The sequence below is a fragment of the Novosphingobium sp. KACC 22771 genome, assembly GCF_028736195.1.
In the GTDB taxonomy this organism is placed as follows: Bacteria; Pseudomonadota; Alphaproteobacteria; order Sphingomonadales; family Sphingomonadaceae; genus Novosphingobium.
Genome location: NZ_CP117881.1, coordinates 1222986 through 1245503, shown reverse-complemented (window position 1 = coordinate 1245503; position 22518 = coordinate 1222986). Strand labels below are relative to the sequence as shown.

Annotated in this window: 23 protein-coding genes and 1 tRNA gene; 7 read left to right on the top strand and 17 right to left on the bottom strand. The window is 63.2% G+C overall.

What is annotated here, in order from left to right; translation table 11 throughout:
* Positions 1-42: 42 nt before the first annotated feature.
* Positions 43-825: a LysR family transcriptional regulator gene (locus tag PQ467_RS05665; protein ID WP_274175568.1), complete on the bottom strand. Its 783-nt coding sequence runs from the start codon at positions 823-825 to the stop codon at positions 43-45.
* 41 nt (positions 826-866) lie between these two features.
* Positions 867-1280, bottom strand: coding sequence for a Co2+/Mg2+ efflux protein ApaG (gene apaG / locus PQ467_RS05660; protein ID WP_274176098.1), 414 nt, complete (start codon positions 1278-1280; stop codon positions 867-869).
* Positions 1281-1453: 173 nt separating this feature from the next.
* Here apaG and PQ467_RS05655 point away from each other — a divergent pair, with 173 nt between their 5' ends.
* The gene (locus PQ467_RS05655; protein ID WP_274175567.1) at positions 1454-1885 is read left to right on the top strand and encodes a DUF6628 family protein; all 432 of its coding nucleotides are present in this window, start codon (positions 1454-1456) and stop codon (positions 1883-1885) included.
* Here PQ467_RS05655 and PQ467_RS05650 read toward each other — a convergent pair.
* Positions 1882-3090, bottom strand: a complete 1209-nt coding sequence (locus PQ467_RS05650) for a trans-sulfuration enzyme family protein (protein ID WP_274175566.1) — start codon at positions 3088-3090, stop codon at positions 1882-1884. The genes PQ467_RS05655 and PQ467_RS05650 overlap by 4 nt on opposite strands.
* Positions 3091-3183: 93 nt before the next feature.
* Here PQ467_RS05650 and PQ467_RS05645 point away from each other — a divergent pair, with 93 nt between their 5' ends.
* A complete protein-coding gene (locus PQ467_RS05645; protein WP_274175565.1) occupies positions 3184-4446 on the top strand; it encodes a phospholipid carrier-dependent glycosyltransferase in 1263 nt (420 codons plus the stop codon).
* A gap of 22 nt (positions 4447-4468) precedes the next feature.
* Here the strand turns inward: PQ467_RS05645 and PQ467_RS05640 are convergent, their stop codons facing one another.
* From PQ467_RS05640 to recO, 3 genes are all read right to left on the bottom strand, one after another.
* The gene (locus PQ467_RS05640; protein WP_274175564.1) at positions 4469-5611 is read right to left on the bottom strand and encodes a glycosyltransferase; all 1143 of its coding nucleotides are present in this window, start codon (positions 5609-5611) and stop codon (positions 4469-4471) included.
* 139 nt (positions 5612-5750) lie between these two features.
* Positions 5751-6809, bottom strand: coding sequence for a 3-isopropylmalate dehydrogenase (gene leuB / locus PQ467_RS05635; RefSeq protein WP_274175563.1), 1059 nt, complete (start codon positions 6807-6809; stop codon positions 5751-5753).
* 14 nt (positions 6810-6823) lie between these two features.
* Positions 6824-7450, bottom strand: coding sequence for a DNA repair protein RecO (gene recO / locus PQ467_RS05630; RefSeq protein WP_274175562.1), 627 nt, complete (start codon positions 7448-7450; stop codon positions 6824-6826).
* A 118-nt stretch (positions 7451-7568) separates the two neighbouring features.
* On the opposite strand from recO, the gene PQ467_RS05625 reads away from it, so the two are divergent.
* Positions 7569-8396 (top strand): EF-hand domain-containing protein, encoded by an 828-nt coding sequence (locus PQ467_RS05625; RefSeq protein WP_274175561.1) that lies wholly within the window; start codon positions 7569-7571, stop codon positions 8394-8396.
* Positions 8397-8416: 20 nt separating this feature from the next.
* Here PQ467_RS05625 and PQ467_RS05620 read toward each other — a convergent pair whose 3' ends face one another.
* Positions 8417-9676 (bottom strand): DUF418 domain-containing protein, encoded by a 1260-nt coding sequence (locus tag PQ467_RS05620; RefSeq protein ID WP_274176097.1) that lies wholly within the window; start codon positions 9674-9676, stop codon positions 8417-8419.
* A gap of 28 nt (positions 9677-9704) precedes the next feature.
* Positions 9705-10838 carry an SPOR domain-containing protein gene (locus PQ467_RS05615; protein WP_274175560.1) on the bottom strand — a complete coding sequence of 378 codons (1134 nt, stop codon included), beginning with the start codon at positions 10836-10838 and terminating at the stop codon, positions 9705-9707.
* A gap of 287 nt (positions 10839-11125) precedes the next feature.
* Between PQ467_RS05615 and PQ467_RS05610 the strand changes: the two genes are divergently transcribed.
* Positions 11126-12586 (top strand): tetratricopeptide repeat protein, encoded by a 1461-nt coding sequence (locus tag PQ467_RS05610; protein WP_274175559.1) that lies wholly within the window; start codon positions 11126-11128, stop codon positions 12584-12586.
* A 59-nt stretch (positions 12587-12645) separates the two neighbouring features.
* Here PQ467_RS05610 and der read toward each other — a convergent pair whose 3' ends face one another.
* Positions 12646-14031, bottom strand: coding sequence for a ribosome biogenesis GTPase Der (gene der, locus PQ467_RS05605; protein WP_274175558.1), 1386 nt, complete (start codon positions 14029-14031; stop codon positions 12646-12648).
* A 236-nt stretch (positions 14032-14267) separates the two neighbouring features.
* On the opposite strand from der, the gene PQ467_RS05600 reads away from it, so the two are divergent.
* A complete protein-coding gene (locus PQ467_RS05600; protein WP_274175557.1) occupies positions 14268-14969 on the top strand; it encodes a CHAP domain-containing protein in 702 nt (233 codons plus the stop codon).
* 75 nt (positions 14970-15044) lie between these two features.
* On the opposite strand, the gene PQ467_RS05595 is transcribed toward PQ467_RS05600, so the two are convergent.
* Positions 15045-15341 carry a DUF3297 family protein gene (locus tag PQ467_RS05595; RefSeq protein WP_274175556.1) on the bottom strand — a complete coding sequence of 99 codons (297 nt, stop codon included), beginning with the start codon at positions 15339-15341 and terminating at the stop codon, positions 15045-15047.
* A 110-nt stretch (positions 15342-15451) separates the two neighbouring features.
* On the opposite strand from PQ467_RS05595, the gene PQ467_RS05590 reads away from it, so the two are divergent.
* Positions 15452-15526: transfer RNA gene (locus PQ467_RS05590), tRNA-Val, on the top strand.
* Positions 15527-16149: 623 nt separating this feature from the next.
* On the opposite strand, the gene PQ467_RS05585 is transcribed toward PQ467_RS05590, so the two are convergent.
* Together PQ467_RS05585 and PQ467_RS05580 are read right to left on the bottom strand one after the other, a co-directional pair.
* On the bottom strand, positions 16150-17190 hold the full coding sequence (locus PQ467_RS05585) for a DNA adenine methylase (RefSeq protein WP_337995110.1): 1041 nt from the start codon (positions 17188-17190) through the stop codon (positions 16150-16152).
* Between the two features lie 67 nt (positions 17191-17257).
* Positions 17258-18466 (bottom strand): phage head morphogenesis protein, encoded by a 1209-nt coding sequence (locus PQ467_RS05580; protein ID WP_274175555.1) that lies wholly within the window; start codon positions 18464-18466, stop codon positions 17258-17260.
* Between the two features lie 100 nt (positions 18467-18566).
* Between PQ467_RS05580 and PQ467_RS05575 the strand changes: the two genes are divergently transcribed.
* Positions 18567-19334 carry a hypothetical protein gene (locus PQ467_RS05575; RefSeq protein ID WP_274175554.1) on the top strand — a complete coding sequence of 256 codons (768 nt, stop codon included), beginning with the start codon at positions 18567-18569 and terminating at the stop codon, positions 19332-19334.
* Positions 19335-19357: 23 nt separating this feature from the next.
* On the opposite strand, the gene PQ467_RS05570 is transcribed toward PQ467_RS05575, so the two are convergent.
* The 5 genes from PQ467_RS05570 to PQ467_RS05550 all read right to left on the bottom strand — a co-directional run bounded on the left by PQ467_RS05570 (position 19358) and on the right by PQ467_RS05550 (position 22517).
* Positions 19358-19585 carry a hypothetical protein gene (locus PQ467_RS05570; protein ID WP_274175553.1) on the bottom strand — a complete coding sequence of 76 codons (228 nt, stop codon included), beginning with the start codon at positions 19583-19585 and terminating at the stop codon, positions 19358-19360.
* A gap of 181 nt (positions 19586-19766) precedes the next feature.
* Positions 19767-20018, bottom strand: a complete 252-nt coding sequence (locus PQ467_RS05565; protein WP_274175552.1) for a hypothetical protein — start codon at positions 20016-20018, stop codon at positions 19767-19769.
* On the bottom strand, positions 20015-20194 hold the full coding sequence (locus PQ467_RS05560) for a hypothetical protein (RefSeq protein WP_274175551.1): 180 nt from the start codon (positions 20192-20194) through the stop codon (positions 20015-20017). The genes PQ467_RS05565 and PQ467_RS05560 overlap by 4 nt, the downstream gene beginning before the upstream one ends.
* Positions 20191-20466 carry a hypothetical protein gene (locus PQ467_RS05555; protein WP_274175550.1) on the bottom strand — a complete coding sequence of 92 codons (276 nt, stop codon included), beginning with the start codon at positions 20464-20466 and terminating at the stop codon, positions 20191-20193. Before PQ467_RS05555 ends, PQ467_RS05560 begins: the two co-directional genes overlap by 4 nt.
* Positions 20463-22517 carry a phage portal protein family protein gene (locus PQ467_RS05550; protein ID WP_274175549.1) on the bottom strand — a complete coding sequence of 685 codons (2055 nt, stop codon included), beginning with the start codon at positions 22515-22517 and terminating at the stop codon, positions 20463-20465. Before PQ467_RS05550 ends, PQ467_RS05555 begins: the two co-directional genes overlap by 4 nt.
* Position 22518: the final 1 nt, after the last annotated feature.

Below are 22518 nucleotides of genomic sequence, written 5' to 3'. Positions count from 1 at the left end.
GTGCCGGGGCGGGATGTTTCGTACACACCGGCCCCGGCCAGTTCATGCGGTCAGATGGGCGACCAGCGCCTTGACCTTTTTCTGGCGCCATTGCGGCAAGGGGGCGACCAGCCAGTAAGCCTTGCGGGCAGGCTCCGGCTGGCCAAAGCCGGGAATGCGGCCCAGATCGCGCCAGCCCTGCGCCAGCAGCAATGGCACGCGCGCGCGGCCAAGCCCGGCTGCGGCCGCCGCAATCGCCTGTCCCGCGTCGCCCACATGCAAGCCCGCCTCGATACCCTCGCCCGCCGGATTGGGGTCGCTGGGCCAGGCGATCCATTCTCCCTCGCCCACAACCGCCTGCTGCGCCTCGCCGATTACCACGCCTTCCAGATCGCCCGGCCCTTCGGACAGGCGCATGGCAAGGTCGAGGTTGGCCTCGGTAAAATCGGTGGCATCGCCATCGACGAGAACGACGCGAATATCGGGATTGGCCGCCCGAAACGCGGCCAGACGCGGCGCCAGCCATGCCGCGAAAATGTCGCGCGGCGCGGCAATCGTGTAAACATGCGAGGATTGCCCCGCCTGCATCGCCTGCACCGCATCCTCAAATTGCAGAAACCCGGCGCGCAAAGGCTCCAGACCCGCCTGCGCCTCGTCGGTCAGTTCCAGCCCCTTGGTCGTGCGGCGAAACAGCACCACGCCCAGCAGATCCTCCAGCGCGCGGATCTGTTGCCCAACGGCCGCGGGGGTCACGGCCAGTTCGTCGGCAGCGCGGGTAAAGGACAGGTGACGCGCCGCCGCGTCAAACACGCGCAAGGCATTGAGAGGAAGATGGGTACGCTTCATGGCGCGGGTTGTTGCGCACCGCCGCCCGCTCCGTCAAGCCTTCATCCCGCCGTGGCGGGCGCGGCCAGCGGGAAATGCGGGATCGGCACCAGCACCGAATCGCCTTGCGACCCATCAGCGCGAATCTCGCGGAAAGTATAATAACCCTCCATGCTGCCCTGCGGCGTAGCCAGCGGACAGCCCGACACGTAATCATGGCTTTGGCCCGGCGACAGCACAGGCGTTTCGCCCACCACGCCTTCGCCCTCGACCAGATTGACCGCACCGCGCCCGTCGGTGATCCGCCAGTGGCGCGTTACCAGTTGCAGCGTGCGATCCGAGTCGTTCTCGATCCGAATATGATAGACCCAGAACCACTTGCCTGCCTCGATCCGCGATTGTTCGGGCAGGAAATTGACAGCCACCCGCACGGTCACGCCATGGGTGGTGGCGGCGTGCTGGAACAGTTCCTTGATGAAGGATCGGTCTGACATGGATGCAGGTTAGCGCCGCTTTTCGCGCTTCGCAACGGGGCTTTAGGGGCAATTGGGGGTTATTGGACCAACGGTTTGCCGCAAAAAACGCCAACAGATTATTGATAATCACTCGCAATAGCGTTAAATGGTGTTCCACGCCAAGGAGTGCCCCTATGAACGAACCGCATCTGGCCCGGATCCTGCCCCATACCGCCCCGCTCGACGGCCCGCCGCGCGCCTTGCTGGTGGCGATGCGCCGCATGGCGATCCACGGATTGCATGACGCCAGCGCGTCGCTGTTGATGTTCGAACATTTCGGGCTGCATTTCCGCAAGCCGCTGGTGCTGCTGCGCGCGCTGCTGATGGAGGTGTCGCAGACCACGCGCCAACCGATCCAGATCGCGCCCTGCTGCGCGCCGCGCATGACGCCGGCGGAAAATGCGCTGCTGCGCGCGATGACCTGCGCCGATCATGATCCGGCGCAGGCAGGACAGCATTTGCAGGATTTGACGCAGGCCCCGACCATTGCGGGTCTGCTGGCCACCACCCGCGTGCTGGCCAGCGCCCTTCGCGATTCCGGGCGGGAGCTTACGATCGAGCCTTAAAGCCCGATCGCCTTCAATGCCCCGTCTAGGTCTTCCTTGAGGTCTTCCAGATCCTCAAGCCCGACGCTGATGCGGACCATGCCCTCGGTCACGCCCATCGCCTGGCGCGTTTCGGGCGAGATCGAGGAATGGGTCGTGCTGGCCGGATGGGTCATCAGCGATTTGGTATCGCCAATGTTGTTTGAAATGTCGATCAGTTGCAGCGCGTTGAGCAGCTTCATCGCCGCCTCGCGCCCGCCATCAACCTCGAACGAGAAGATCGAACCGGCGCCATACATCTGCTTTTTGACCAGATAGTGTTGCGGGTGGCTTTCCAGACCGGGGTGCAGCACACGCGGCAAACGCGCCTCAAGCCAACGGCCCAGTTCGAGCGCCGCATCGCTTTGCGCCTTGGCGCGCAATTCGAGCGTTTCCAGACCTTTCAGCACAATCCATGCGTTGAAAGGCGAAAGCACATTGCCGGTGTTGCGCGTGTAGGGATGCAGCACCGTGTTGATGAAATTGGCGTCGCCCGCCACCGCGCCCGCCAGCGTCCGGCCAGAACCGTCCATCAGCTTGGTCGCGGCATAGGCCACCACATCGGCGCCATGGTCGAGCGGGCGCTGCAAGGCTACGCTGGCAAAGGCATTGTCGACCACCACGCGAATGCCGCGCGCATGGGCGATCTTGGAAACCTCGGCAATATCGACCAGATCCATCGTCGGATTGGCCGGCGTTTCAAAGAAAAACAGCTTGGTGTTGTCGCGGATCGCGTCCTGCCATTGGTTCAGGTCGCGCCCGTCAATCGCCGTAACCTCGATCCCGAAACGCGGCAAGAGATTGTCCGTGACCCACCGCGTCGGGCCAAAGGCGGCCTTGGCGATCACCATATGGTCGCCCGCCGACAATTGGCACAGCAGAACGCTCGACATCGCGCCCATGCCGCTGGCCTGACACCGGCATGCCTCGGCCCCTTCCATCAGGGCGATGCGTTCCTCCAGCATCTGCACGCTGGGGTTGGCGGTGCGCGAATAGGTCATGCCCGGGATCTTGCCCGCGAAACGGTCGGCCACGGTTTCGGCGCTGTCATAGGCAAAGCCGGAGGTCATATAGATGGCCTCGGAGGTTTCGCCCTGTTCGCTGCGCCATGTGCCGCCGCGCACGGCCTGCGTCGCGCTGCGCCAGTTGCGGGTGATCTTGCGATCCTGTCCAGTGTCCCTTTTCATGGGGGATTGCTCTATAACCGGCACGGCGCAAGAGCAAGGGCATCCGGCGCAAGCGCTGTTGCGCAGATCCCGCCCCGGATCTAGCCTGTTCAAATGTTTGCCAAGCCACAGTCCGACCCGTGGGCATTCCAGATCCTTGTCACGCTGCTGTTTGCCGGGCTGGTGGCGCTGCGCCTGACCATCCCCTCGCATCTTTATTTCGACGAGATCCATTATGTGCCCGCCGCCCGCGCGATGATCGCGGGCAATCCGGCCAACCCGGAACACCCGATGCTGGCCAAGGCGATGATGGCCGCCTCGATCCGCATCTTTGGCGACAATCCGCTGGGCTGGCGACTGCCCAGTGCGCTGATGGGCGTGGTGGGCCTATGGGCTTTCGGGCGGGCGATATGGCTGGCCAGCGGGCGAGCGATGGCCTCGGTGGCGGCGATGGTGCTGCTGGCCACCGATTTCGCATGGTATGTGCAAAGCCGGATTGCCATGCTCGACATGGTGATGGCGGGGCTGGCGATGGTCGCGCTCTGGCTGATCGCGGGGGCGATGAACCGGGCCGAGAGTTCGCGATGGCGGATGGTGGCGGCGGGCGTAATACTGGGCCTGTCGCTGGGCGCGAAATGGAGTGTGCTGCCGTTCTGGGCGGTGGTGGTGGCTATGGTGCTGGGCGCACGCCTGTGGGCCTTGGCCACAGGGGCGCGGCCGGTTTTGCCTGCGCTCTCGATGGCAGGATTGGCGCTATGTCTGATCGCGCTGCCGCTGGGGGTCTATTGGCTGACCTATCTGCCCGGCTTTTTCACCGCGCGCGATGCGGTCCCTGCGCTCGATCCGATCGGCTGGCACCGTCATATGATCGAGTTGCAAAGCAGCGTGACCAAGCACCATCCCTACCAAAGCGTGTGGAGCCAGTGGGTCATCAACTGGCGCGCGATCTGGTATCTCTATGAAGTCACCGACGGGGCGCAGCGCGGGGTGATGCTGATCGGCAATCCCTTTACGATGATCGCGGGGCTTCTTGCCCTCGTCTGGGCGGCGTGGAGAGGTTTGGCGGGGCGAGCATGGCTGCCGCTGGTGCTGGTGGCGCTGTATGGCGCCTCGCTGGGCCTGTGGATCGTGGGCAACAAGCCTGTGCAGTTCTATTACCACTATCTGCTGCCCGGCACGTTCCTGATGGCGGCGCTGGGGCTGGCGGTGGATGAATTGTGGGCCGCGCGCGGGCGGCGCTGGAGGCATGAGGCGCTTGGGGTGCTGGCGCTCTCGCTGGGGGTCTTCGCCTGGTTCTTCCCCATCCTCTCGGCCGCATCCCTGCACAAGGGCGTGGCCAGTTTCGAGGACTGGATGTGGCTGGCCAGTTGGAGGTAATACCCCCCAACCGGCCATCCGATCAATTGCCGTATTTGCCCCAGACGAATTTGCTCGAAAGCGCAAAGTTCCACACCGAGGCCAGCACGATGCCAACCAGCACCGCGATGACGTCATGGATATGCATCCGCTTCAACGCCGCCGTTGCGCCGATGTTGGTCAACAGGCCCAGCGAGCAGGTAAGCGCGAATTGCGCCCAGCCCTTGCACAGCGGCCAGAAGCCCCGCAAACGCTTGTCGGCATAGGTCAGCTCATTGTTCAGCACGAAGTTGAACGTCATGGCCACCAGCGCGGCAATCGTGTTGGCGATGTTGAAGGTGGTCTCGTCGCTCGACCAATGGCCATAGACAAAACGCTGGCCCAGAAACACGCTGAGCACCAGCCAGAGCATGGCAAATTGCACCAGCACGCCCAGCGCCCCCACCGTGCCGAACAGCGCGAAACGGGTGGGAATGATGCGGCCCAGCCACTTGTCGTAAAGACCGATCAGGAATTCAAACACAACCGTCCGATCCAGCTTGCTTTCGCCATCCGCGCGGGCGGCAAAATCGAGGGGAAATTCCTTGACCCGCATGGGCGCGTCAACCGTGGCAAGAATGTCGAGCAGAATCTTGAAGCCCACGCCCGAAAGGCGATGCGCATCGCAGCGCAGCGTGGTCGTGGGCAGCATGAAATAGCCGCTCATCGGGTCGGACAGGTCAACGCCCGTCACCTTGCGCGCGATGGCGTTCGCAAAGCCGCTGGCCTTGACGCGGTCGGGGCGGCCCCATGCCTCGGTGCTGGCGCCTTCGGCAAAGCGGCTGGCATAGGCCAGATCGTATTCACCCGATTCAATCGCCGCCAACATGCCGGGCAGCAGTTTGGGATCATGCTGGTGATCAGCGTCCATCACCGCGACGACGGGGGCGGCGGTGGCGCACATGCCCTCGATCGCCGCGCTGGCCAGACCGCGCCGACCGATACGCTGGATACAGCGCACACGCGGATCCTCCAGCGCGATGGCGCGCGCCTCATCGGCGGTGCCGTCGCGGCTGTTGTCATCGACGAAGATCGCCTCCCACGCTATGCCTTTCAACGCGGCATCGAGCCGGGCCACGAGAGGGCGCAGATTGCCCCTCTCGTTCAGCGTGGGCATGACAATGGCAAGTTGCAGAGTTTGAGCCATAATTCCTGATGCTATAAAAACGAAAGATGGGGGCCAGCCCCACTCTGCCCCCATTTGACCGGGTTTATCGCCCCCGGAAAACGCGTATCTTTTGCGCCCCAACCTTGTTCAAATCATGGCAGGGGCGCAAAAGCCCGGATTACAGGCGTTCCAGCACCGCATCACCGATGGCGCTGGTCGATGCGTCCCCGCCCAGATCGCCGCCGCGAATGCCATCGGCCAGCGTCTTGGCCACGGCGGCCTCGATCCGGGCGGCCTCGGCTTCCAGCCCCAGCGAGTGGCGCAGCAGCATGGCGGCCGACAGGATCGTGGCCATCGGGTTGGCCTTGTTTTGCCCTGCGATGTCGGGGGCGCTGCCGTGGATCGGTTCATACAGGCCCACGGTGCCATATTCGGTCTGACGCGTGCCCAGCGAGGCCGAGGCCAGGAGGCCGATAGAACCCACGCACATGCTGGCCTGATCCGACAGGATATCGCCGAACAGATTGCCGGTGACGATCACATCGAACTGGCCGGGCGACTTGACGAGCTGCATCGCGGCATTGTCGACATACATGTGGGAAAGTTCGACATCGGGATATTCGGCCGAAACCTCGATCACCACATCGCGCCAGAGTTGGCTCGTTTCCAGCACATTGGCCTTGTCCACGCTGCACAGCTTGCTCTTGCGGCCCTGCGCGGCCTTGAAACCGGCGTGGGCGATGCGGCGCACTTCGTCCTCGGCATAGGACATCATGTCCCAGCCCTGACGACGGCCGTCTTCAAGCGTGCGCATACCCTTTTCGCCGAAATAGACGTCGCCGTTCAGCTCGCGCACGATCAGCAGGTCGATCTGGCTGGCGACTTCAGGACGCAGCGCCGAAAAGCCTTCAAGGCCGGGGAACAGCGTGGCCGGGCGCAGGTTGGCGAACAGTGACAGTTCCTTGCGCAGGCCCAGAATGGCCTGTTCGGGGCGCAAAGCACGCTCCAGATGGTCGCAGGAAAAATCGCCCACCGCGCCAAACAGGATGCCGTCCACATTGCGGGCGATCTCCTTGGTCGCCTCGGGCAGAGGATGGCCATGCTTGTAATAGGCCGCGCCGCCCACATCGCCTTCAACCATGTCAAGCCCGGCAATCGCCAGCTTGTCCAGCACGCGAACGGCCTGTGCCGTCACTTCGGGGCCGATGCCGTCACCGGCGAAAACCGCAATCTTCATGGCTCTACCTCGTTTCAAGCTGCCATGCGCCCCAGACGCTGGCGCAATATTTCGCGCGCCCCCATAACATCGCCGCGCCGATCGGCAAGCAGATAGCGCGAAAGGGCAAGGCCGAGCGCATCAAAACGGCCCAGAACCTCGTCCCACGCGCCGCCTTCGAGCATGCGCTGGCCATCCGCCCCGGCGCCGAAACGTTCGCCATAGCCCAGTTCGCGCAGCAACAGCGCCTCAAAACCCAGCAGCGCGGGCGCCCAGCCCCGCGCCGATGGCGCATGGCACACCGCATCGAGCAGGGCCCCCAGCGCATCGTAAAGCGCCGGATAGGGCTGACGCTCGGCCAGCGAGGCGGCAAGCAGCGCCGTGACCCAGCCGATGGCCGCGGCGGGCAAGGGTTCGACCAGAAAGGGCGCGCGGCTGATGGTCAGTTCCACCTTGGCCGCAGGCATCTGGCTGGGGATGCGGGCGCGCATGTCCACCGCCAGCCCGTTGCCCGGAATCAGCACCGGGCGCAGTTCTCGCCCCCGCCCCCCCGCGACATAGGCCGCCACCATGCCATGATCGGCGGTCATCATCCGCGCGATCACCCCCACCTCGCCATGGGGGCGGGCCGAACACAGGATGGCGGAGGCGCGAATATGCATGGGGCTCGCGCTAGAACAAAATGAAGCGTCTGGCAAAAAACGCGGCTGTTCATCTGCGCGCAAGCTTTGCGCGGGCACGTCTGGCATGGGGAGAATTCGCACAGGACCGGGAAGATATATGCGCAGAAAATGGACTGTTCTCGCCGCGATGCTGATCATCGCGCCGGTGATGATGAGCGCCCCCGCCATGGCCCAGATGGGCGGCATGGGGGGTATGGGCGGAATGGGCGGCGGCATGGGAGGCGGCATGGGAGGCCGGGGCATGGGCGGTCGCCACGGCGGCGGCGACATGGATGGCCCTTCCCAGGATCGCGGCGCGCGCAATCGCGGCGCGCCGATGGACATGAAGCCCATCCCGCTCAAACGCTATGAGGCGGCGGTGGAATCCATGTTCCGCGCGGCCGACGCCAACAAGGATGGGATGGTCACGCTGGCCGAATTTGAAAGCGTCATCACCGCGCGGCGCAATGCGCTGATCCACAAGCGCTTTGTCGACGTGGACGCCAACCATGACGGGCGTATCGACGAGGCCGAATTCATCGCCTGGGAAAGCCGCAAGAGCGGGGCGGAATTGGCCGAGGATGGCGGCGAATTTGCCGAAATCGTGCCCGATGCCATCTTCCCCGATCTGGGCGAAGGCGAGCGCGATGTGGCGCTGCGTCTGGCGGTCGAACCGCTGGGGCCGGTGGTCATCGCCAAGGCCAATGTCGATTATGACGCCGGGATCAGCCTTGCCGAATTGCAGGCCTATGAACGCGCCCGTTTCGACAAGGCCGACACCAACAAGGACCTGTTTTTGAGCCGCGAGGAAATCAACGCCATGCGCGGCGGGCGCGCCATGCTGCCCCCGATGGGCGGGGGGCGGCGCGGCGGCGGCGGCGGCCAAGGCGGCGGCATGGGCGATGGCCCGCCGCCGGGCATGCCGCCGATGGGCGATGATAATTAAGCATCACGGCGCCGGGCGGATCACACCCCCGGCGCGCTTCTTTTGAAGGGCAAAGCCCGCCGTTCGACCAGCGAGCGCCACAGCCATTCAAGCGGCCCCTGCCGGAAATGGCCCAGCCAGGGCTTGCTCCACCCCAGCATCGCGACCCATACCGTCAGCACCACCAGCATCTGCGCCCCCTCGCCCATCCGCCCGAACAGGCCCACGCGATAGAACAGCACCGAAAGCGCCACGCTGGTCAGGATATAATTGGAAAAGGCCATCCGCCCCGCCGCGACCATCCGCGCGCCCAAACCGCTCCGCAGCAGGCAGGGCGCGGCCAGCAGCATCAGCGCATAATAGGCCAGAGCCAGCAGCAGATGTTGCGGCGCGGCCCAATTGGCCATCAGCTCGCCCATCGCCACCGGGGGGAAATGACGCTCCCACGCCCACCACGCCATGCCCAGCGCCATCGGCAGGCCCAGCGCCAACCCAAGCGCTGCCACGCCCCACAGCACCCGCCGCGAGGCCAGCCCTTGGGCAAAACCGACACGATACAGCACCATGCCGATCAGCATCAGCGGCAAAGTCTCGCCAAAGCTGGCAAAAAGCATGACGAAAGGCCAGCCCGGCGCGTGGACCAACTTGTCATGGGCCATCGCCATAAAGCCCAGATGCGCCTGCGCCACATCGCCGCGCAGCATCGCCATGCTGTCCGCCAGGGCGGGCTTCAATATGGCCGTATCGGCCGCGCTGGCGATGCCCAGACGCATATGCTCCTCGGCCAGCACCAGCGGCAGGCCATTTAAGGCCCCCATCACCGCCCAGAGCATAAACCCCGCCAACGCGCCAATCATCAGAGCGCGATTGGAAAACACGCAAAGCCCCAGCGCGACATAACCGCAGGCCGCATAGAGGAACAGAATATCCCCCCACCACAACAGCACGTAATGGAGATAGCCAAACAGCGCCAGCCAGCCCAGCCGCCGCGCCTGAAGCGCAAGGCCGTTGCGCCCCGCCGCCTCGGCCCGCTCGATAAACAGCAGCATCGAGGCGCCGAACAGCATGGTGAAAAGCGCTCGCATCTTGCCTTCAAACAGGACGAGGATCGCGGCAAACACCGCCTCGTCCAGCGGGTCGGCGGGCGCATAGGCAAAGCCGCCGCCCGCCACGATCAGATGCGCGGGCGTCAATGTGGCCAGTCGCGGCCCGGCAAAGCCCGCCACATTGACCGCCACAATCCCCAGCACCGCAAATCCGCGCACCAGATCGAGCGAAATGATCCGCTCGCGCCCCGCCATCGTCAAAATCGTCAGTCCTCGAACGCCGTCAATCCTTGACCGCCATACAGGACAGACCCGCCCCCGTCAGCTTGCGACAGGCGTTTTGCGCAGCTTCCTCGCTGAAACCTGTGGCCAGCAGGCGCGTGACCTTGCCCACGGGCACATTGGCGCGGGGATGTCCGGCGATTTCGGGCATGGATTTCACCCGCGCCCAGAGCGCATCGGCATTGCCCGCCACGCCAAAGGCGCCAAGCTGCAATTTCCACGGCCCGCCCACGGCGGCATGGGCCGCAGGCCGGGGCGCGGCGACAGGCTTTGGCGCCGAGGCAGGCGCTGGCGCTGGCGCAGGCGCGGGCGGCAAACCAACCGGCGCATCGGCCGCCATCACCGGGCGCGGCGCCGGCTCACTTCCCTTGAAGGGCGCTGATCCGCGCGAGGCCATGACAGGCGCCGATTCGCGCGGGGCCATGGCGGCCGCGCGCATAGTGCCCGCCATGCCGGTCGGCACCGCACGGCTCGGCGCAGGCACAACGGGCGGATTAGGGGTGCCCAGATCAACGGCGGCCAGTTGGCGCTGGCGATTCGCCTCGACCTGCGCGGCCAGTTCCGTCGCCAGCGAGATCCCGCGTTGGCGGTCCTCAATGGCGACATATTTGTCCATTTCGCTCAACGCCGCCTTGGCCTGCGGCAGGCCCGGCGCGCCCGAGGTTGGCTGGGCGGCAAGGTTTTCAAGCGCATAGGCGCGCACCCAATCCTTGTTCACCCCGTCCGCATTGAAATAAGCCAGCCCTAGCAGATATTGCGAGCGCGGATCGCCCCGGTCCGATGCGGCGCGGATATAGGGCAGCGCGGCGGCATGTTGCCCGCGTTGAAACAGCAGCAGCCCGTAATTGTCGCCCGCCTGAAGGTGACCCTGCGCGGCCGCTTTTGCATAAAGCATTTCGGCGCGGGTCAGATCCTGCGGCACGCCGCGCCCCAGCTTATAGGCCTGCGCCATGTTAAACTGCGCGTCAGGATCGCCTTTATCGGCCAGCGGTTGCCATTCGCGAATCGCGGCGGGGAAATCGCCCCTCTGCCACGCATCGGCACCGGCCTTGACGTCGGCCAAGGCGGGCAGCGATACCGCCGCGCCCAGCAAGCCTGCAACGACCAAACCCTTGCGCATCAAAGACAAACTCATCGTCCGATCCCCTTGCGGCAAAAACGGCGCCGCCAATACTGTTCCGGTAAACCTTGGGCCAAAGCGGTAACGCGAAAAAAGCCCCGTAATGCCTTGGTCGGATCCGTGTTTACTACGCGGGTTACTACCGTCCCGTTAACTTAAATTTAGGAACGATCTGCGAAGTTTTTCCCAGAAATCCCACCATGTGGTCGGGATGCGCATGCAGGCCCGCCCGATGACATTGGCAACATCATTGCATCGGATTGTCTGCGTTGCGCGCCCGTAAACCGTTGCAGGAGCCGACCATGATCGCGCGCCGTTCTTTTTCGCTTAACGCCGCCTTGCCTGTTTCCCTGACTCTGGCGCTTGCTCTGGGCGCAACCGCCCAGCCCGCGCTGGCCCGCGCCAAGGCCAAGCCCAAAGCGGTTGAGGCGGCAGTGACCAAGGCGCATGGCGACAGCGGCGTTGCGCTGGCCGAGGCATCGGTGGCGCAGAGCCCGCGTGATGCCTCGCTGCGCGCCGCCCTGGGCCGCGTCTATTTGAAAAACGGGCGGTTTCAATCGGCCACCACCGCGCTTTCCGATGCGGTGGCGCTGGGCGATGCTTCGGGCCGCACCTTGCTGGCATTGGCGCTGGCCCAGATCGGCAATGGCCAGAACAATGCCGCGCTGGCCACGCTGGAAAGCGGCAATAATGTGATTCCCGTGGCCGACCTTGGTCTGGCGCTGGCGCTGGCGGGCGAAGGCGACAAGGGCAGCGTGCTGCTGGCCGATGCGCTGCGCGCGGGCGACAAGAGCGACAAGCTGCGCGCGAATCTGGCCTATGCCTATGCACTGGCGGGGCGCTGGGCCGAATCGCGCACGATCGTTGCCATGGACCTGCCCGCCGACAAGGTGGACGGACGCATGACCGAATGGGCCGCCGCCGCCCGCCCCGAGGCCAGTCGCCAGCGTGTGGCCAGCCTGCTGGGCGTTGAAATGGCCAATGATGCGGGTCAGCCTATGCAATTGGCGCTCAACAAGAGCGAAAGCCCGGTGCAGATGGCGGCAGCCGAAGCCGCGCCGATGGCGGCTCCTGCCGTGGCCGCGGCTGCGCCGGTCGAAACGCCTGCCGAGACGCCGGTCAATCCGGCTCCGACCGAATCGGCCTCTGCCGAAGCCCCGGTCCAGAGCGCGCCGGTCCAGAGCGCGCCCGTCGCCTCGGCCGAATCGGCCCCCGCGGCCGAATTGCCCGCCCTCACCCAGACGCAACCTGCGGCTGTGGCCGAAACCATCGCCCCGCCTGCGCCGGTGTTCCATGCCATTCCGGTGCCCGTCTCGACGGCCCGTCCCGTTGCGCTGGCCGTCCATACGCCGCGCGCCAAGGTCAGGTTCAAGACCGCACCGGCCACCGAAACGGCCAGCCCCGACATGCGCGGCCCGTCCGGCACGCATGTCGTGCAATTGGGCGCGTTCCTTTCGGAAAAGAACGCCATGCGCGCCAAGAAGGCCTTTTTGAGCCGGGAAAAGTCCTTTGCCGCCGCCGATGTCGAGGTCACCAAGGCCATGATCGAGGATCGCCAGTTCTGGCGCGTTTCGGTGCGCGGGTTCAACGCCTCGGCCGCGACCAGCAAATGCGCCGCGATCCGCAAGAGCGGCGGCGCCTGTTTTGCCCACGCCGGCAATCTGCCCCAGACGGTTCCGGCCCAGCCGGCCCAGAACAAGGCTTCGGGCAATTCGCAAGGGGCGGCCCTCGCCCTTGCCTCGCCCAAGGGGCGCGGCCGTTAAGACAGACAGCTTTGGCCGTATAAAAAGGGCTGCCCCCGATTGAGGAGCAGCCCTTTTTGTTATTTCTTGGTCGCGAAGGGATTCTTCGGCGTGCGCAATGTCAAACGCACCGGCACCGCGTCAAAGCCAAGCTCGCGCCGGATACCGTTGATCAGATAGCGCTGATACGACATCGGCAAATCATCCAGACGCGTACCGAACAGCACGAAGCCGGGCGGGCGGGTTTTGGCCTGGGTGATATAGCGCAGCTTGATCCGCTTGCCGCCGGGCGCCGGGGGCGGATTGGCGGCCAGCGCATCGTCGAACCAGCGGTTGAGCGCGGCGGTCGGCACGCGCTTGCTCCATGCCGCGCGCAGCTTGAAGGCCGCAGCGATCATCTGGTTCAACCCCTTGCCGGTGCGCGCCGAAACGCTCATCAGCGGCAGGCCGCGCACCTGCGCCAGACCATCGTCCAGCGCCGCCTTGATGCCGTTGAACAGGCCCGAGGCGTCCTCTGCCACGTCCCATTTGTTGATGGCGATCATCAGGGCGCGGCCTTCTTCCAGCACCATGCTGGCGATTTTCAGATCCTGATGCTCCAGCCCGCGAGTCGCGTCGAGCAGCAGCACGACCACCTCGGCAAAGTCGATCGCACGGCGCGCGTCGGCCACCGACATGCGCTCCAGCTTTTCGACCACCAACGCCTTTTTGCGCATACCAGCGGTGTCGATCAGGCGGACGGGGCGCTCCAGATGCGTTTCCGGGTCCATCCAGACCCAGTCGATCGCGATCGAATCGCGGGTAATCCCCGCCTCCGGCCCGGTCAGCAACCGATCCTCGCCCAACAGGGCGTTGATCAGCGTGGACTTGCCCGCATTGGGGCGGCCCACAATTGCCAGCTTCAGAGGGGCGGCGTTGAGCGCATCCTCATCGTCGGGATCGAAGGGTTCAAACTCTTCCTCTTCCTCGTCGCCCTCAAAGAAGGGCAGCAGCGCCTCGAACAGGTCGCCCATGCCTTCGCCATGCTCGGCGCTGATCGGAACGGGGTCGCCCATGCCAAGGCTGAACGCCTCATAGAGGCCGCCATCGCCCGCGCGCCCTTCGGCCTTGTTGGCGCAAAGGATCACCGGAACAGTCTGTTCGCGCAGCCAGCGGGCGATTTCCTCGTCCAGCGGCGTGATGCCGGCGCGCGCGTCGACCACGAAAAGCGCGATATCCGCGCCCTCAAGGCTGGCCTCGGTCTGGGCGCGCATGCGGCCCGGCAGGCTGGAGGGATCGTCGTCCTCCCACCCGGCGGTGTCGACAATGGTGAAATCCAGCCCCAGCAGACTCGCCTCGCCAAAACGACGGTCGCGAGTCACGCCCGGCTGGTCATCCACCAGCGCGAGCTTCTTGCCCACGAGGCGGTTGAACAGGGTTGATTTGCCGACATTGGGTCGGCCAATAATGATAATCTGACGGGACATGCCGTTAGCCCTGCTCACAAGAGCGCGCATTTGGCAAGCAAAACGGCGCAGATTTGGCGCCCTCGCCCCGAAATGGCGCGCTTTTGCCGCCCATCGCGGCCCATCGGCGTCATAGGTATAAATCAGGCCAAAGGTTACGGGTCAGGTAACCAAACCTTGCGACAGTGCCATAACCTGTGGCGACGTAGTTTCTTTGCATGACGCAACACCCCATCAGCAAAACGCCGGGCAGGACCATGGCAAAGGCTTTGGCCACGGCGCTGATCGGGCTGTGGGCGATGGCGGCTGGTGGTGCCTTGCCCGCCGACGCGGCAGGCCGGGCCGAGAATGCGGGTCGCTCAGGGACTTCGCGCTTTTCGGTCGCCTTTGTCGATCTGGCGAATCAGAATGGGCGCATCATACCTCGCAGCCAGCGCGTCGTGGCCGCCCCCAGCACCACTTTCCTGCAATGCGTGCCCTATGCGCGCAGCGTGTCGGGCATTCAATTGCGCGGCGATGCGCATACGTGGTGGGATCAGGCCGCCGGGCGCTATCAGCGCGGCTTTGCCCCGCGCGTGGGCGCGGTGATGGCGTTCAAACCCTATGGGCCGATGGTGCTGGGCCATGTGGCCACGGTCAGCCGGATCCTCGATTCGCGCCGGGTGCTGGTGCGCCATGCCAATTGGAGCCCGCTGGGCGGCGAGCGCGGCCAGATCGAGGACAATGTGCTGGCCATGGACGTTTCGGCGCGCAATGACTGGAGCGAGGTGCGCGTGTGGTATCAGCCGCTGGGCGGGTTGGGCACGACGCATTGGCCAATTGCGGGCTTTATCTACAACAGCCCCGCCGCGCAGGTCGCGGCCCGCAAATCCTATATCGGGGCCGATCATGGCTCTGCGCTGAGCCATTATCTGGGCGATCCCATCGGGGCGATCATCGCGGCCTATTCGCGCCGCTGAATTTTTTAAAAGATTCGAAGTAGCAGTCGATGGGAAAGGTCCGGGTTTGCGCCCGGACCTTTTTCGGTTGGCCCTTTAGGCCGCCGCGATGGGCGGATTGTCGCCCAGATCCTCGTACCAGGCCTCGACCGGGCCGTTCAGCTTGATGGTCAGGGGCTGGCCCTTGCGGTCAAAGCTCTTGCCGGCCTGAACGCGCACCCAGCCTTCGGAAATGCAATATTCCTCGACATTGTTGCGCACCACGCCCTTGAATCGGATGCCAATGCCGCGCTGCAGCTTGTCCGCGTCAAAAAACGGGCTCTTGGGGTTGATGGCAAGGCGATCGGGCGGGGTATCGCCCGATTCGACGGAAGTGTTTTCGGTGTCAGTCATGGCTGCGTGAAATAAATTGCATTACCCACTTGTCAACGCAAACAAACCCCTTTAGAGGCGCGGCTCCCGGCAACGGAGACGCTTCACAACGAAGCCGAAACGAAGCCAGCGGGCGCGTAGCTCAGCGGTAGAGCACACCCTTCACACGGGTGGGGTCGCAGGTTCAATCCCTGCCGCGCCCACCATAAAATCCCAAAATAACAGGATTTTATGGCTGGATTGAGAGAAATCTCTCCAACGTTTCAATGCAGAAACTCACGACAATTTACGGGGTCAGAGTTCTAGCAGATCTCCGGGAAATTTAGGATTTCCGCCGCTCAGATTCGTGGAGTGACGGCAGCTTCGTACGAACTTCGTACGTAAGCAAATCTGCCCTGGACACCCAGGATGTGCCAAACAACGCAGTTTTCCTATGCCCTGTGAGCCTATGGTAGTTTAGAGCACACCCTGTGACGCGACATTAATATGGGAACTGGAAGTGCCGGGATATTCCGGGACATTCTGAGGCCATAATGGGATGAAGGCCCCGGAAATCGGGCGTTTTTCTATGTCGGCGGCGCGCAAAACCCGGCTGAGGAATTTTTGTCGCGATCTGTGGAAATGGCCTGACGAAGTTGGGGCAACATCAAAACCAGATCGGCAGAAAACCGCCATTTTCAAAGAGCCAGTTCCCACTTATCCGACAACACGGTTCCCACTTTCCCCAAATGCCCGATTTCTGCGGTTTTAAGCTGCAGATTGCAGGGGATCAGGGATTGTCGAACTGGGAACAGAAAAATGGAAAAGTGGGAACTGAAAATCAGCCGGATCAGGCGTTCGAGATAATCACCTCCCCGGCCTTTTGCGCCTTGCTTCCACCGCCAACAGAATAGGTCGTGGTAACAGCCTCGATATCGAAGCCTGCAAAGATCTGGCGGACCTCGGGCCGATCATTGAGCGACAGGATGAAGCGCCCTTTCAGGCCCCGCAACCGCTCTGCCATCAAGGTGAAATCATCGCGGGAGAACATATCCCGGCCATAATCGCCCTCGTTCGAATAGTAGGGCGGATCGAGATAGAAGAGCGTGGCCTCCCGGTCATAGCGGGTGAGGAATTCGGCCCACGGGAGCCGCTCGACCGTTACCCCGGCCATGCGTTCGTGGATCGCCTCCAGCATCGGCACGATCTTGGTGATGTCGAAGCGGGCCGGGTTGGACGGATCGACGCCAAAGCTCCTGCTCACCACCTTGCCGCCGAACGACAGTCGCTGGAGATAAAGGAACCGGGCCGAACGCTCCAAGTCGGTGAGGCTATCAGGCGGCATCGCAGCCAGCTTTTCAAACTCGGCACGGCTGGTGATCTGATGCCGCATCATGTCGACGAAGGCCACGTAATGCCGCTGCAGCACCCGGAAGAAGGTGGAAACATCGCCTGACCAGTCGTTGATGACCTCGACCTTGGGGCGGGCGTTGCGGCGCAGGAAGACACCGCCCATGCCCACGAAAACCTCGGCATAGGTAGTATGGGGAATGGTCGCTATACGCTTTACCAGCCGCCCGGCTAGATTGCGCTTTCCCCCGATATAGCCTGCGGCTGGCAGGGCAGGTCTGACGGGTTGCAAAGGGGTTGAAACGGCAATGTCACCCGCATGCACCGGGTGAAAAATAGGACTCGACTCTCTCACTTTGTTCTCTATGTGTTCACGCCGTCCAGCGTTGGATGGCGGGATGGTTTCGGCAAGCGCTTGCCGGATCATGACGGGTGCAAGCCGTCGGCTTGGGGCGTTGACGCGCCCCATCCCCCGCCCACTGGCGGCGAATTGCTTGTTGAGGTGCGCGATGGTATGTGCACCGTGCGATGCGCGCGACACGGTGACAGTCCCTGCCGTAGCACGGGCCAGTAATGGGCCGGAGCGCCATGTGAGGAACCGGGACACCTCACCGCGCATCGTTATTATCCCCATACTTGATATTGAGCTTGCGTCCTTCCTTCTCATTGAGACGGTGAAGGCTCGCCACGAACAGTTCCAGCTTGTTGGCCGTGCTCTTGATCGCCGCTCGCCACCATTTGCCCTCGTCGTCCTTCCAGAAATAGCGCATGCGCCCGGCGTCTTGCTGCTCGCTAAATCCAGTCTCCACGATCTGGGGAAGCTGGCGATAGTCGTCCAAGGTCAGCTCTTCGTGATGAGAGTCCTGCTTGGCCATAGTGTCCTTTGACAGCAGAATGGTCCACGCATTGGAGTTGAGCGCAGCCTTTTCGGCTTGGCCAATCACGGCAACCGGGAAGGGAAGCTGCGGGATTGCCACGAATTGAGCGAAGGCAGGATCGGCAACAATCTCATGCACCGTCTGGCGCGCTGCGGTTTCGAGACCGGCATCAACGGCCATCTGGATCGAGTTTGCGGCCTTGTCGGCCACGGCTCTCAGATGGGCGGTGCCGGGATTGAAGCCAAAGCCGGGATCAATACCTGCCGGAACGCTGATCGGATTGCCCGAGGCCGGTATGAATTGCTGCGCCGGGCCGGTGGCGATGTCGCCAACAGGGGTGATCGACCAGCCCTTTTTGGCCATTTTGCGCTCGGATACCTGCTCAAAATGGCATTTGCAGAACCAGCCGTTGGGTGGGAAGTGGGTTTGCCACCATGGATGATCAACCGGCAGCAAGGTGCCGTACCATGCCATATGCAGCGGGCGCTTATGCTCAGATGTGGAAGGCAGGTAGCGCAGGTAAGGGAAGACGTCCTTTTGGGACTGAATGCGCGTCCAATGGCCCGAGGCAAGGCTCATGCGGACGTTGGTGTCATAGATCGTGCGCAGGCGCCGCTCGTTGACGGTGATCGGTTGGTCCGTGCCGGTCAGATCCTTGTTGGCCACGGTGCCCCACCAGCCCGCGCTTTGCAGGTTGGGCAGGATATTGGCTTTCCAGCCCTCGAACGTGCCGCCCTCGCGGATAACGGTATCCAGCGAGGTCTGGATCTGGCGCAGGAGATCGAGCTTGGCGATCTTGGCCACCGTGAAGGCAACCGCATGCTGCTCGTGCATCATTTCCGACCATTTGACGGTCGGCTGCAACGCTCCGCGCATTTCCCATGCGCGCACGGTGTCCTTCGGGTCGAGGAAGATGGAATAGCCGAGGTTGTCAGCCATTTGACTTCCCTATTGATCCGGCTTGGTCTGGATTGCAGCTGCCAGAAAGTTCGGGCAGGCTATAAAAAGTAGGTAGGATTGCTTGAGAGAGGTTCAACAAATGGGCGAGTCGGTTACAAGATTTCGTGTCAAGTTTGAGAATGAACGGCCCATCGAACTTCTCGAATTCACTGCTTCTCTTGCCGCGCTTGGCAACGAATACCGACGCTTCGCTGGAGATGAGGATGGGTATCTCTGCGTTGAGCGGATAACCGAAGGTAGCATTGATGCGATTTTGGCGGACTCGGGCGCAATTTTGGGGTCTATCGTCCCCATCGGGCCGACTGCTATTCAATACTTCGCAGAGCATTGGGTTGATTTGCTGAAGACCATCGCAAACTACGGGATCGACAAATTGACGGATGCGAAGGCCAAGAGCCTTCCAAGTTCCTCGGTCAAGAACGTCATGACCTTTGCTGGTCCTGCTTCCAAAGGAAATTCGACCTTTGTGTGTGGCGATAACAATACAATCGTCACTGGCCCGACATTCAATCTCGATGCGGCCACGGCTGCCACGTTGATCCAAAACGGGCGTCACCTTCTCTCGGCAAATCCGGTGGAAGAAGTGCGCTTTCAGACCGAGCCATTGAAGCTGTACCAAGTGCGTGATGCGAAGAAGGGTGATCTCGGCTACATTGATCGCTTTAGTCCAAAAGCTCATCGCCTCATATTCGCTGACGATAGCCTCAAGGCGCAAATGCTTCACGGCGAGGTCAGTCCCTTCGACGTGCATTTTTTCGTCTCTGGGATCGTCAAAACAGCGGGCGGCGAGATAGCCGCATACTACATCGACAAGATCGATGGGTTTACTGAACGAGATGCCGCGTGAGTTCCGGTCGCTGGTTTGGCCGCTCATGCCTGCGCCTCCTGCAGATAGGCCCGCACCTGATTGCCCAGCGGGCTAAGGACATAACGCCGTGCGGCGCTGGTCATGATGTTTTTTGCCATGAGCGCGTTCAGGATCGGCCAATAGCCGGAACCATATTTCGGCCCACCGGCCAGCACTGCACGGCGTTGCGCGGGCGTCAGTTTGGCCGCAATTGCTGCGAGGTCTGATGATGTCTGGACATCGGTGGTCATAGCAGTAATCCTTGCCCCTGAGATTGCGGGGCCAGTGTGCCAGCATCTGGCGCGGGACTGGGGGTCCCTGCACGGACATCACAAGGGCGGCAGCGCCAAGGCCCGCGCGATCCGTCCCGGCTGAAGCTGGGATGCGGCGCCCCGCAATTCACGCATTCGCGCGGTTTCCAACTCGGGCCTTTCATGGCTTTTCGCCCGAGTCGCTAGAGCCGCCATAGCGAGCGAGATCCACGCCGAGATCCTGATGGAACATATCGTCGAACGGCCCCTCAAACTCGCGAAGCTCATCCAGAGCGACACGAAGCAGGTGAGAGAGGGCCTGACCGCGCAGCTTCTTGGCCTTCAGGTGGGTTTTCAGCACCTGAAGCGTGGCAATGGCCCGGTCGATGGCGGCGGTTGCTTCAGGGGCGATGCTGGCGGGTTTCCGGGTCATTGCAACGCGCTTTCAGGGCCGCCCGTTTCGCCCTGCTGATCTTCCGAGATGGCCTCTGCATCCGCCGCCGCGCTCTCGGCCGCGAAGCCAGCGCAGGGACAGACATCCATGCAGAAGCCGCAATGATCGAGATAAAAGGTGCCATCGCACATCGGGCACCGGCTTGCACCGCTCATGGATTTTGCCTTTCGTTCAGCCATTCAGGATCTGGGCGCCGATGCGCGCAACCGTTGGGGTGATCGCCGCGCACGCTGCATTTCGGGCAAGGCTCGGCCGTAGTGACCATGGGACGCTGGTCCGGTTGGTACAGGCCAGTCCGACCAAGGCCGATCAGACGCGAGGCACCGACCGGCGCGCGAAACCGTGCTGCGACAGCGGTGTGGCCACCGGCTGAGATCAATGCAGCCGCCAGTGCAGCGGAGCCTTCGCGGATCATGATATCGGTCATGCTCCGTTATCCGTTGGAGCAGGTTGCGAGGCGGCATCGAGCTTGACGGCAAAGCCTGCCCGTTCGAGCGCCTGTATCAGTGGGACCTCATCCATGATGCCAAGCGCCGATGCGATCAGGGCGCGGGCTTCGGCCTCGCTGTTGGCGGCGATGACGCGGTCCACCAGTGGGCCGGTCATGGCGTCGGCCACGCGATAGCCATCGGCGGCGATCATGCGGTCCACAACAGAGTCTACAGCGTCCGGCTGGGTGACGGCGGGCGGTGTGGTTTCGGCAAAGCTGGCGCTGGTGGGCGTTTCCTCCAGCGTATCGATCATATCGGACTGAAAGCCCTCGAAACGCTCCGGGCCAAACACCAGCATGCCCTGATAGGGCTGCACGTTCGCCAGATCGATGCCGCGCGCATCATAGCTGATGGTGACGTGCGGCAGGTAGCTGGGATAGTCCCAACTGGCCCCGGCATCGCGCATCTGGCGGTGGCGGTATTGCAGATCGGCCGAGCCGAAAATCAGCGCCACGGCGCCCTCTGTGCCCATACGTTCGACCAGGCGCGGGCCACCTGCAGGCACCACCAGTTGGCCGCTGGTTCCGCACCAATCGCCCATGGCAAACCAGTTTACCGGGCGCTTGGAATACATGACGGTGACATGCAGGTCGTCGGGTCTCAGCGTGGAAGCAAACCCTTGCTGCTGCGCCCATTGCAGAAAGTCGCTGGTGTTGAGCAGCGCGCGCGAAACATAGAGAGGGCGCGGATCGTCGGCCGCGAAGCTGGCGGGAATAGCCGGTGCCGGTTTTGCGGGCTGGCCCGGCTGCGCGGCAGGCGCCGGGATCGGGGCGGATTGCGATCCTGACGGCGCCTGCGGATCATCCTTGCGGACCCAGCCTTCGCCATAGGTATCGCGGAAGCTCTCCTCGGTGCGGACCCAGCCGGTTTCACCCAACGTCTTATCGGTTTCCGCCGTGGTTTTGGTGTCCTCCTCCTCTTCCACCTTGCGGCGAACGATGGGGGCGGCGACATCCGGGCCATAGTTGAAATCGGTCCACCAGCGCGCCGGGCCGCCCTTGCCATCGGGGCCATTGATAAAGCTGTCGGTCTGATCATCCGAGTCGGACTGGACGACATCGTCGCGGACACCGGCATGGGTCTCGCTCTGCGAACGGGAGGAGCCATTGTCCGTCGTCATCGTCTGCGACAGGACGATCTTGGCGATGGCGCCGTCCATGTATGTGCAGAGTTCGTGATAGTCGGCAGTGCCCGACCGGGTCGCAGAGAGCAATTCGACCGCTACGCCTTCGGGCACGACAAAGCCGCTGTCGGTGGCAATGGCCCCCAGCGCTGCGAGCAGTTTTCTGATTTCATCGCCGCTTGCGCCGCGCGGATAGGTGCCCTTGGCCGTAGGCGTTCCGAATTTATCGAGAAAGATATTCCAGAAGCGGATGCCGTTGCGCTTGAACAGGGTTGGCCAATAGAGCCAGTGAGCCAGCCCCTGACCATAGGGCTGATCGTCATCGGCGGCGCCAACGCGATGCACCCAGAACTTGCGTTCGGGCATCAATTCGCCCTGCGGGTTGGTGGGCGTCAGCATCACCAGCCGGTCTTCCGCATTGTAGCGGAAGCGGCGGGCATGGCGGACCTTGATGCGCGCCCAATCGAACAGGCCGTCGCGCACTTCCCACATGATCTCGGCCACGGCATAACCGTAGAAGGTGGCCATCAGCATTTTGCGGGTGACGCGGTCCCATCCGACACGCTTGAGCGTCTCGTCAAACTTCTCGGCCGCCTCGACCGAACGGGGGTCGCTTTCATCGCCTGCCACCACGGTCCAGTTGCGCGACACAACCGCGCTGATGCGCTGCTGCATGGTCGAGTAAACCTGATCGTCATTCAGGATGACATCATAGGCGCCCCAATCGACCGCCGTGGCGAGCTTGGGATCTTTGGCCTCGCGAAGGCCCTTTACCCATGGCTGGGTAATGTCGCGGCCGTCCATCGTGGAGGCGATCTCGGTCATCAACACCGGTTCGGGCGCCGGTTTAGCGGTTTCTGCCATG